This is a genomic window from Dietzia aerolata, from assembly GCF_014144865.1.
Classification (GTDB): Bacteria; Actinomycetota; Actinomycetes; order Mycobacteriales; family Mycobacteriaceae; genus Dietzia; species Dietzia aerolata.
In genome coordinates this window covers 1-9,333 of record NZ_JAALDM010000143.1, presented here as the reverse complement: position 1 = coordinate 9,333, position 9,333 = coordinate 1, and the positions used below count along the sequence as shown (strand labels likewise).

Genomic DNA, 9,333 nt, shown 5'->3' with positions numbered 1-9,333 from the left:
CCCTCGCGCACGGCGCCAATCACCTGGTCACCCTCGTGAACGACGCCGCGGAAGCACTCGCCGCGTCGTTCGCCGTCCTGCCGGGCGGCGGAGTCGAGGGCGATCCCGACGGGATGCTCGGCCAGGACGCCGAAGCGCTCGCCCGCCGGACCCTCGAGCCGCTCCTGCGCGCCGCCCTGGACAACGTCCTGGCCTCCGGCGATGCGGCCCTGACCGGACCGGTCATGCGCGGCGACGCCGTGACCGTCTCGCGGCACCTCGACGCGCTCGAGGAGGTCGACGGCGGAATCGCCACCGGCTACCGCGCGCTGGCGCTGCGCACCGCCGACCGCTGCGGCGCCGGCCGCGATGTCACCGACCTTCTCGCCCCCGACCTGACGGAGCAGCTGCGATGACCACCTACCCGGTCCGGACCGCGGTCCCCGGCCGCCCGAACACCGGCTACGCCCGCGGCGAGCTGACGATCCACCACGAGCCCGACTCACTCCACGCGGTCACCGAGTCGCTGCGCAAGGTGGGCAAGCAGATCACCTTCGTGCCCACGATGGGCGCACTGCACGAGGGCCACCTGGCGCTCGTGGAGGCCGCGCGCCGCACGCCCGGGGCCGTGGTGGTGGCCTCGATCTTCGTCAACCCGCTGCAGTTCGGCGAGGGTGAGGACCTCGACGCCTACCCGCGCACCCTGGACGAGGACGTGGCCAAACTCGCCGAGGCGGGCGTCGAGTTGGTGTTCGCCCCCAGTGCGACCGCCATGTACCCGGAGGGCCCGCGCACGACCGTGCAGCCGGGGCAGACCGGGGAGATCCTCGACGGCGCCGCCCGCCCCGGCCACTTCGCCGGGATGCTCACTGTCGTGGCGAAACTCTTCAACATCGTCGCCCCCCACCAGGCGTTCTTCGGGGAGAAGGACTACCAGCAGCTGGTGCTCATCCGGCAGATGGTCGCCGACCTGAACCTGGACGTGCGCGTGGTGGGCGTGCCCACGGTCCGCGAGTCCGACGGACTGGCGATGAGCTCGCGCAACCGCTACCTCTCAGACGACGAGCGCGAACTGGCCACCACCATCAACGCGGCGCTGGTGGCCGGAACGTTCGCGGCCAAGGGCGGTCGGCAGGCGGTTATCGAGGCCGCCGCCGCGCTCCTGGCCGAGCGCCCGCAGATCACCCTCGACTACCTCGAGCTCCGCGCCGCGGACCTTGGTGAACCGCCGGAAGAGGGCCCCGGCCGGCTCCTCGTGGCGGCCCGCATCGGAACCACCCGCCTCATCGACAACGTCGGCGTGGCCATCGGCACCGGCTTCCTCGCCGCGGCCGAGGCCACCGTCGCCGCCCAGCAGGCCGAGATGGCCGACGACCTCGCCGACGACGCCGTGCTCGCCGCGCGCCCCGCAGATTCCCAGGAAGGCTGACACATGCAGCGCACCATGCTCCACTCCAAGATCCACCGGGCCACCGTGACCCAGGCCGACCTGCACTACGTCGGTTCCTGCACCATCGACGCCGACCTCATGGACGCCGCCGACCTGCTCGAGGGCCAGCAGATCGACATCGTCGACATCAACAACGGCAACCGCCTGACCACCTACGCCATCACCGGCGAGCGCGGCTCCGGCGTGATCAGCATCAACGGCGCCGCCGCGCACCTGGTGCACCCGGGCGACCTGGTGATCATCATCGCCTACGGGATCATGGAGGACGCCGAGGCGCGGGCCTACAAGCCCCGCGTCGTGTTTGTCGACGGCGACAACCGCACGCTCACCGAGGGCGACGACCCGGCGAACGTCCCCGAGGGCTCGGGACTGAAGAACCCGCGCGTGCCGGAGCCCGCCGCCGTCTAGGCCGCGGGAGGACACCCATGCTTCTCACCGTCGACGTCGGCAACACGCACATCCGGCTCGGCACCTTCCCGCCCGGCGGTGGTCCGCTCGAGCGCACCTGGAGCGTGCGCACCTCACCGTCGGTGACGTCCGACGAACTCGCGTTGACGATCCGCGGGCTGCTGGGGGAGTGCGCGCAGCAGCTCACCGGCATCTCCGCGATGTCCGTGGTGCCGTCGGTGACCGGGGAACTGCGGCGAATGGCCGCCGACTACTGGCCCAGCCTGCCCTCGGTCGTGGTGGCCCCGGGAGTCAAGACCGGGGTGCCGCTGTTGGTCGACAATCCGCGCGAGGTGGGGTCCGACCGGGTCGTCAACGCGCTCGCCGCCCACACGCTGTTCGAGGGTGCCGTCGTCGTCGTCGACGTCGATACGGCGACCACCGTCGACGCCATTTCCGCGCGCGGCGAGCTCCTCGGCGGGGCGATCGCGCCCGGGATCGACATCTCCGTCGACGCGCTCGCCGAGCGCGCGGCGGCCCTGCGCAAGATCGAGGTCGTGCGGCCGCGCGGCGCGCTGGGCAAGAACACCGTCGCGGCGCTGCAGGCCGGCATCGTGATCGGCTTCGCCGGGCAGATCGACGCCCTGGTGGACCGGCTGCGCACCGACGTCGCGGAGCTGGCCGACGCCTGCGTGGTGCTGACCGGCCTGCGCGCGGACGTCGTGTCCGAGGAATCGCGGACCGTGACAGATGTAGAGCCTGACCTCGCGCTGGAGGGCCTGAGGTTGGTGCACGCGCGAAACTGCTGACCGCGCTGGTGGTGGGAACCCGAGTGGCGCGGACCAGTGTCGTGCGAACCCGCGTGGCGGTCGTGGGCAGTCGGGCATGCTTGGTGAATGAACGGTGCGAGCGCCGGGACGCCCGGGACGGAGGGTCACGGTAGGAGCGACGACGACGGCGCGAAAAATTATGGCGACGACGACAACGCCGTCATCCACCGCGACTCGTCGGAATTCGACCGCGGGCTCTCCTTTTTTGACGCGATCTACGGCTTCGCCGTCACGCTGCTGATCGCGAACGTGGACCTGCCCCGGGCGCAGGAGTGGCAGGACCTGTCCTCGCTCGCGGAGTCCGGCCTCGGGCAGCAGCTGTTCGGCGTGATCCTGAGCTTCGTGGTGATCTGCGTGCTGTGGCGGGTCAATGTGCGGATCATCAGCAAGATGACCGGACTGGACGGCCCGATGCTGGTGGCGAACCTGGTGGCGACCGGTCTGGTGATCCTCGTTCCGTTCACCACGGACGCGATCAGCGATCCCGAGACCTCGGGCCTGGCGCTGCCGACAGTCCTATACGCGGTGAATATTGCGGGGGTCTCGCTGGCGCAGTCGACCGTCTACCAGTTGGGCAGGCGGGCCGGACTGGAGCGGCACCCCACCTCGTCGAGGCAGAATCTGGCCGCCCTCAGTGATGCGTTGGTGACCCCTGCGGTGTTCCTGTGCTCGATACCTGTCGCGCTGACGATCGGGGCGTCGGCGGCGCAGCTCTTCTGGCTCGTGCTGGTGGTATTGCTGCCGGTGTCGGGCCGGATGTCGACCCGGCTAGCGTGATTCCCGGATCATGCACACGCGGGGCCAGGCATCCAGTCCGTCGGCGGCCTCCTCGTCCCGGATCCTGCGCAGGCCCGGGGACCATTCCCGCTCATCGAGCACCCGGAAGCCGAGCCGTGCGTAGTACGGGGCGTTCCACGGGACCGACGCGAACGTGGTGAGGGTGAGCCCGGCCAGGCCCTGCTCCTGCGCCGAGTCCGCCGCGTGCTCGATCAGCATGCGGCCAAGTCCGCGGCGGGCACCGGAGGCGGCCACGCTGAGCTGCTCGAGATGCATCAGGCCGTCGACCTCGAATGCCCGCAGGTACGCGGTCGGGACCTCGTCGAGGTCGATCACGGTGATCTCGCCGCGCTCGATGGCCATGCGGTAGTTCTCGGCCGTAGGCGGGTCGTCGAGGGCGATCGCGTCCATTCCGATCTCCGAGAACAGCTGCCCGGCGGACCGCTCGATCTCGCGGAGCTGCTCCACGTCGGACACGGTCGCGGGTCGGGGGACGGGCATGCGGTCAGTCTGCAGTGTCCGGCTCCGGGCGACCACCGGCCAGGTGTGTCAGGCGGCCGAGCGGTAACTGGTCATGGACAGGGAGCCCCAGAGGTAGTCCTTGGTGAACGCCTCCAGCTTCTCCCCGGCCCCCGCGGCCATGCCGGCGGAGTAGAGCACCGGCAGGAAGTGGTCGGCGGTGGGGACGGCGAGCCTGACATCGGGGTGCTCGATCAACGTCAGCGCGTCCTCGGGCCGCTCGGTGAGCAGCTCCTGGGCGTGGTCATCGAAGCGACGGGCCCAATCGGTTCCCGTCTCTCCTCGGCTGGGGTCCACCACCGCGAGGTTGTGCACAACGTTGCCACTGGCCAGGACCAGCACTCCCGAGTCGCGCAGCGCGGAGAGTTTGGTGCCGAGGTCGAAGTGGTAGCTCGCCGGCTTGCTCGCGTCGATCGACAGCTGGGCAACGGGCACGTCGGCGTCGGGGAACATGTGGGCCAGCACGGACCAGGTTCCGTGATCCAGTCCCCACGAGTCCTGGTCCACGCCGATCCAGGTGGGCTTGGCGATGTCGGCCACCTCGTCGGCGAGTTCGGGTGCCCCAGAGGCTGGGTACTCGAACTCCGCGAGTTCGCGGGGGAAGCCGTAGAAGTCGTGGATCGTTCGCGGGGAGGACATGGCGGTCACTGCGGTGGCATTGATGTACCAGTGCGCGGACACCGCCAGGATCGCGCGCGGCTTCTCGGGAAGGGACCGTCCGATCGCCTGCCATTCGCGGGTCCACTTGTTGTCCTCGAGCGCATTGGTGGGGGCTCCGTGTCCGATGAAGACGGCGGGCTGGCGGGCGGGGGCGGCGGTCATGGCATCTCCTTCGTGCGGCGTAGTTGCATGATGCATCAACTAAATAGAAAATGCCAGACCTGACGCTGTGTCCGGGGGTGCCGAGTGGCGTCGCCTCGGTCGCCGAGCGGCGTCGCTGCGGCGCGTGAGGCCCCGGTGTGCCCCGGGCGTCTGTGTGGATTCGCTCGGGACCCTTGCGGTAGATAGACCGGTCTGTCTACTATTGGCGTCATGAACGCGCGACGAATGCCCTCGGCCGGTCCGGCGGCATCGACGCGCGCGCAGCAGTGGTGTCCCCGACCGGCGAACCCCCGAATCGACACCACCGCCGCACCTCGCCAGGAGAACACCATGACGATCGCCTTCACCACCACGACCTATACGACCACCGTCACCGCCGATGCCTACGTGGACGCTGTCCGTGCAGGCGCCCTGGTGGTGGACATCCGCTCCCGTGTCCAGCGTGAGCGTCAGGGTGTGCTGGCCGGTGCGATCGCCGTGGAGGCGCGCCCCGTCGTCGATCTTCTCGATCCCACGTCGCCCGCCCCGCTCGCCGCGGTTGCCGAGGGGCGTCCGGTCCTCCTGGTGAGCGATGACGGCCTGGACGCCGAGCTGTTCGCGCTTGAGCTGGCCTCCCGCGGGGTTCACGGCGTCCGTGCCGTGGACGGCGGCCACGACGCACTGCGCGCCGCCCGCGCGCTCGGGCTGCTCACGGGTGCCGAGCACCTGCTGCGCGAGCGCTCCGCGATCTCCGCCCACTGACGTCGCGGGAAGGGCCCGGCCATGGGTTCGGTCCCGCCGCGTCGTGGGGACTATCCTCGGGAGTCGTGACTGACTCGACTTCCTCCGCGCCCGGGGCCGCCTCGAACGAGCCCGCCGACGACACCCCCGAGCAGCTTCGCATCCGCCGCGACAAGCGGCAGCGTCTCCTCGACGACGGGGTGGAGGCCTACCCGGTCGAGGTGCCGCGCACCCACGGACTGGCCGAGATCACCTCGGACCCACGCTTCGCCGATCTTGAGCCGGGCGAGGAGACCGATGTCGAGGTCTCCGTGACCGGACGCGTGCTCTTCGTCCGCAACACCGGCAAGCTGTGCTTCGTGCGACTGCAGGACGGCGTCGACCCGTCCGCGGAACTGTCGACTCCCGTCGTCGAGGATGAGCCGGGCGGATTCACTCCGCAGTTGCAGGCGATGCTCTCGCTGGCCAATGTCGGCCAGGAGCGGCTCGATGCGTGGAAGCAGGACGTCGACCTGGGCGACTTCGTGTCGGTGACCGGGCGCGTCGTGCGCTCCAAGCGCGGCGAGCTCTCTGTGATGGCCGACTCGTGGGTGCTGGCCGCCAAGTCGCTTCGCCCACTGCCGGTCGCCCACAAGGAGATGGGCGAGGACACGCGCGTGCGCCAGCGCTACACCGACCTCATCATGCGCGAGCAGGCTCGCCGCAACGCGATCCTGCGTATCAAGGTCGTGCGGGCGCTGCGTCACGCGCTGGAGAACCGCGGGTTCCTCGAGGTCGAGACGCCCATGCTGCAGACGCTGCACGGCGGCGCCGCGGCCCGGCCGTTCATCACGCACTCCAACGCACTGGACCTGGACCTGTACCTGCGCATCGCGCCCGAGCTGTACCTCAAGCGCTGCGTGGTGGGCGGCATCGAGCGCGTCTTCGAGATCAACCGCAACTTCCGCAACGAGGGCGTCGACTCCTCGCACAGCCCCGAGTTCGCGATGCTCGAGACCTACCAGGCCTACGGCGACTACAACACGGCCGCCACCATGATCCGCGAGGTCATCCAGGAGGTGGCCACCGAGGTCTTCGGTTCCACCACGGTCACTCTCGTCGACGGCACCACCTACGACCTCGGCGGGCAGTGGCGCGAGATGAAGATGTACCCGTCGCTCAACGAGGCGCTGCAGCGCAAGCACCCCGAGCTTGCCGCCGCGGGTGCCGAGACGGTGACCGTCGACTCCAGCGTCGAAGAGCTGACCGCACTGGCCGGCAAGGTCGGGCTCGACGTGCCCTCCGGCAAGGGGTGGCTGCACGGCAAGCTCGTCGAGGAACTGTGGGAGCACCTGTGCGCCGACCAGCTCGACGGCCCGGTGTTCGTCCGTGATTTCCCAGTCGAGACCTCGCCGTTGACCCGCGACCACCGCACCGATCGGGGTGTCACCGAGAAGTGGGACCTGTACGTGCGTGGCTTCGAGCTGGCGACTGCCTACTCCGAGCTCGTCGACCCGGTTATCCAGCGTCAGCGATTCGAGGACCAGGCCCGGCTGGCCGCCGCCGGCGACGACGAGGCCATGGTCCTCGACGAGGACTTCCTCGCCGCGATGGAGCAGGGCATGCCGCCGTCGGCCGGACTGGGCATGGGCATCGACCGACTGCTCATGGCGCTGACCGGGCTCGGAATTCGCGAGACGATCCTGTTCCCGATGGTCAAGCCGCTGCCGCGCGACTGATATAGGTCGCGGCCCGGTGAGTGAGCACTCCGCTGGCACCGGCCGAGCCTCCGGACGAGCGATCGGCACGTGTGCCGGCGCGCTCGGGTTCGGCCTCGTGTGCGGGCTCGTGCTCACCCTCGCGCACGCGCTACTTCCCGATCAGTGGGCTGTCCTGGCCGGAACGAGCGCCCTGTGGTCGGTGGTCGGACTGATCGCGGGCCGCTGGTCCGCCGGACGAGCACACTCCCTAGGTGCGAGCGCCGGAACCGCCAGCGCAAGTACTGGAGCATTTGCAGGGCTGATCGCCATGGTGGGAGTTCTCCTCCCGTGGCTCGCGGTCAACGCGCCCACCACCTCGGCCATCGAGGTCGCCCTTTGGATAGTCGTCGGGCCTGTTGCGGGTGCGGTGTGCGGAGCGGCCGGAGCATTATCGACCAGCCCCGGAACCCGGGGGTCGGTCGCTGCGGGCGTGGTCCCCGGGATCATCGGCGGCGAGGCCGTCTACGGAATCTGGCTGATCGGTGGACCGGCCTGGATACTGGAGGCGGTGCTCGCGCTGGTGGTGCTGGCGATCGTCTCCCGCCCCGGCGGGCGAGGGGTCAGCCTGGCATCGATGACGCTGCTGGTGTCGCTGTCCGCGGCCGCGTGCCTGGTGTACGACGCGGTGGCCTGACACGACCGTCCGGTCAGAACGCGACGATCTCGTCGCCCACCTTGAGGTGCTCGAAGAAATGGGCGGCGGCCTGCTGCCCCAGGTGCACGCAGCCGTGAGACGGCTCGTCGAGGCGACCCTCGTGGAACGCCATCCCACTGACCGTGAAGTACGTCGAGTACGGCATGGGGGAGTCGAACGGGATGCTGTGATCGTGCCGGACGTGCCTCAGGACGTTGTGTGTTCCGCGCGCGGTCTCGTAGCCCGGCTTGCCGGTCGTAATGGGGACCGGGCCGTAGGTGACTCGGCCGTCTTCGACCATCCAGGCCATCTTGCCGTCGACGTCAATGCAGGCGCGCGCGGTGGGCGGGCACTGCGGCGGCGCCATCACCACTTCGGACTCCGGGGCATCCGCGACGGGGGCACCGGGACCGAAACCGAGCATGGTCTCCCGGGTCATGTATTCGGCCTGTGCCGGGTCGGCGGGGCCCTGCGCCAGGACGTCGCGAGCGATGAGGTCGACGTTGGTGAGGTGCTCGGGACGTTCTTGCTCGAGCAGGACCTGCCGGGCCACCGACCGGATCAACTGCGCATCGACGGCGACCGGCTCGGGCGCCTCGTCGAGGGATACCGGGTCGGCCTGCGCGGCCTGATCTGCGAGGGCGACCGAATCTGCCGACGTGCCCGGGTCGACCTGCCCCATCACGGAGTCCTGGGTCGCCTGCGAGGCGACGGTGGAGGTGTCCTCGGACTCTGCGTGCGCGACACCCGCGGTGGCGCCGGCTGCAGTGGCGCCCACAACTGCCGCCGCGCTGAGTGCGGCAAGGTGATTGCGGCCCATGGGCCGATTCACGATAGGCATGGCCCCCACCCTATCGCTGACACGTCCACTCGTGGCAGTTCGGCGAGCCCGGCGAGCCCGCGGCCTCACACGCGGCGATGGAGAAATTCGGGATCAGCAGCCGGCTTCCCCGCGGGCCCACCCGGCGGCGATGAGGTCGCGCAGGACCTGCTCGTCCACGCGGGCCAGCCGGGTGACGTACAGGCATCCCTTGCCGGTCTTGTGCGGCCCGAGTCGGCCGAGCAGGTCGTCCACCTCGGGGTCGAGCAATCCGTAGAGGGACAGGGCCGAGGCGCGGGGGCTGAACCCGACGCGGAACGTGTCGCCCTCGCGGCCGGAATCGTAGACGTAGTGGTGGTGGCCGTACCCAACCATTGACGGCCCCCACATCACGGCCTCGGCGCCGGTGACCTCGCCGAACAACTCCAGCAGCCGTAGGCCGTCCTCGACACGGCGCTCGGTGGGCAGCTGCTCGATCCACTTCCGGGGTGAGCCGTCGGTCGTGGCCAACGCGGTGTTGTCATTGCGTCCGGTGGCGCGCGGTCGGGCGACCGGATCGGTGAACGCCAGTCCGGCGCCTGTCAGCGCGTCGCGCAACACGCCCAGCTGGGCCGGGCCGAGACCGTGGAGGGCGAGCACATCCTTCTCGGCCATCC

At 70.0% G+C, this 9,333-nt stretch carries 12 protein-coding genes; 8 read left to right on the top strand and 4 right to left on the bottom strand.

Annotation, left to right across the window (positions count from 1 at the left end; translation table 11 throughout):
* From G6016_RS09580 to G6016_RS09560, 5 genes are all read left to right on the top strand, one after another.
* Positions 1–395, top strand: a 395-nt coding sequence (locus tag G6016_RS09580) for a DUF2520 domain-containing protein (protein ID WP_182632443.1), incomplete at its 5' end; no start/stop codon positions are given.
* Positions 392–1,408 carry a pantoate--beta-alanine ligase gene (gene panC / locus G6016_RS09575; protein ID WP_182632442.1) on the top strand — a complete coding sequence of 339 codons (1,017 nt, stop codon included), beginning with the start codon at positions 392–394 and terminating at the stop codon, positions 1,406–1,408. The genes G6016_RS09580 and panC, both read left to right, overlap by 4 nt.
* 3 nt (positions 1,409–1,411) lie before the next feature.
* The gene (panD, locus tag G6016_RS09570) at positions 1,412–1,837 is read left to right on the top strand and encodes an aspartate 1-decarboxylase (RefSeq protein WP_182632441.1); all 426 of its coding nucleotides are present in this window, start codon (positions 1,412–1,414) and stop codon (positions 1,835–1,837) included.
* 17 nt (positions 1,838–1,854) lie between these two features.
* Positions 1,855–2,625, top strand: a complete 771-nt coding sequence (locus G6016_RS09565; RefSeq protein ID WP_182632440.1) for a type III pantothenate kinase — start codon at positions 1,855–1,857, stop codon at positions 2,623–2,625.
* 87 nt (positions 2,626–2,712) lie between these two features.
* A complete protein-coding gene (locus tag G6016_RS09560; RefSeq protein ID WP_182632439.1) occupies positions 2,713–3,423 on the top strand; it encodes a TMEM175 family protein in 711 nt (236 codons plus the stop codon).
* Here the strand turns inward: G6016_RS09560 and G6016_RS09555 are convergent.
* Both G6016_RS09555 and ygiD read right to left on the bottom strand, forming a co-directional pair.
* Positions 3,415–3,924 (bottom strand): GNAT family N-acetyltransferase, encoded by a 510-nt coding sequence (locus tag G6016_RS09555; protein WP_182632438.1) that lies wholly within the window; start codon positions 3,922–3,924, stop codon positions 3,415–3,417. The two genes, G6016_RS09560 and G6016_RS09555, sit on opposite strands and share 9 nt — an antisense overlap.
* Positions 3,925–3,972: 48 nt before the next feature.
* Positions 3,973–4,764, bottom strand: a complete 792-nt coding sequence (gene ygiD, locus G6016_RS09550; protein ID WP_182632437.1) for a 4,5-DOPA-extradiol-dioxygenase — start codon at positions 4,762–4,764, stop codon at positions 3,973–3,975.
* A gap of 210 nt (positions 4,765–4,974) precedes the next feature.
* Here ygiD and G6016_RS09545 point away from each other — a divergent pair, with 210 nt between their 5' ends.
* From G6016_RS09545 to G6016_RS09535, 3 genes are all read left to right on the top strand, one after another.
* A complete protein-coding gene (locus G6016_RS09545) occupies positions 4,975–5,505 on the top strand; it encodes a rhodanese-like domain-containing protein (RefSeq protein WP_241730052.1) in 531 nt (176 codons plus the stop codon).
* A 65-nt stretch (positions 5,506–5,570) separates the two neighbouring features.
* Entirely contained in the window at positions 5,571–7,202 is a 1,632-nt protein-coding gene (gene lysS / locus G6016_RS09540) for a lysine--tRNA ligase (protein WP_182632436.1), read from the top strand.
* A gap of 16 nt (positions 7,203–7,218) precedes the next feature.
* The gene (locus tag G6016_RS09535; protein ID WP_182632435.1) at positions 7,219–7,857 is read left to right on the top strand and encodes a DUF6518 family protein; all 639 of its coding nucleotides are present in this window, start codon (positions 7,219–7,221) and stop codon (positions 7,855–7,857) included.
* A gap of 13 nt (positions 7,858–7,870) precedes the next feature.
* Here G6016_RS09535 and G6016_RS09530 read toward each other — a convergent pair whose 3' ends face one another.
* Positions 7,871–8,698 (bottom strand): L,D-transpeptidase, encoded by an 828-nt coding sequence (locus tag G6016_RS09530; RefSeq protein WP_182632434.1) that lies wholly within the window; start codon positions 8,696–8,698, stop codon positions 7,871–7,873.
* 93 nt (positions 8,699–8,791) lie between these two features.
* Positions 8,792–9,333 (bottom strand): DUF1801 domain-containing protein (locus G6016_RS09525; protein WP_182632433.1); only part of this gene is annotated, 542 nt, incomplete at its 5' end.

Bases quoted from the DNA above. Each gene is read 5' to 3' on its own strand.
- panC (WP_182632442.1), top strand. From the start codon at position 392: ATGACCACCTACCCGGTCCGGACCGCGGTCCCCGGCCGCCCGAACACC.
- panD (WP_182632441.1), top strand. From the start codon at position 1,412: ATGCAGCGCACCATGCTCCACTCCAAGATCCACCGGGCCACCGTGACC.
- G6016_RS09565 (WP_182632440.1), top strand. From the start codon at position 1,855: ATGCTTCTCACCGTCGACGTCGGCAACACGCACATCCGGCTCGGCACC.
- G6016_RS09560 (WP_182632439.1), top strand. From the start codon at position 2,713: ATGAACGGTGCGAGCGCCGGGACGCCCGGGACGGAGGGTCACGGTAGG.
- G6016_RS09555 (WP_182632438.1), bottom strand. From the start codon at position 3,924: ATGCCCGTCCCCCGACCCGCGACCGTGTCCGACGTGGAGCAGCTCCGC.
- ygiD (WP_182632437.1), bottom strand. From the start codon at position 4,764: ATGACCGCCGCCCCCGCCCGCCAGCCCGCCGTCTTCATCGGACACGGA.
- G6016_RS09545 (WP_241730052.1), top strand. From the start codon at position 4,975: ATGAACGCGCGACGAATGCCCTCGGCCGGTCCGGCGGCATCGACGCGC.
- G6016_RS09530 (WP_182632434.1), bottom strand. From the start codon at position 8,698: ATGCCTATCGTGAATCGGCCCATGGGCCGCAATCACCTTGCCGCACTC.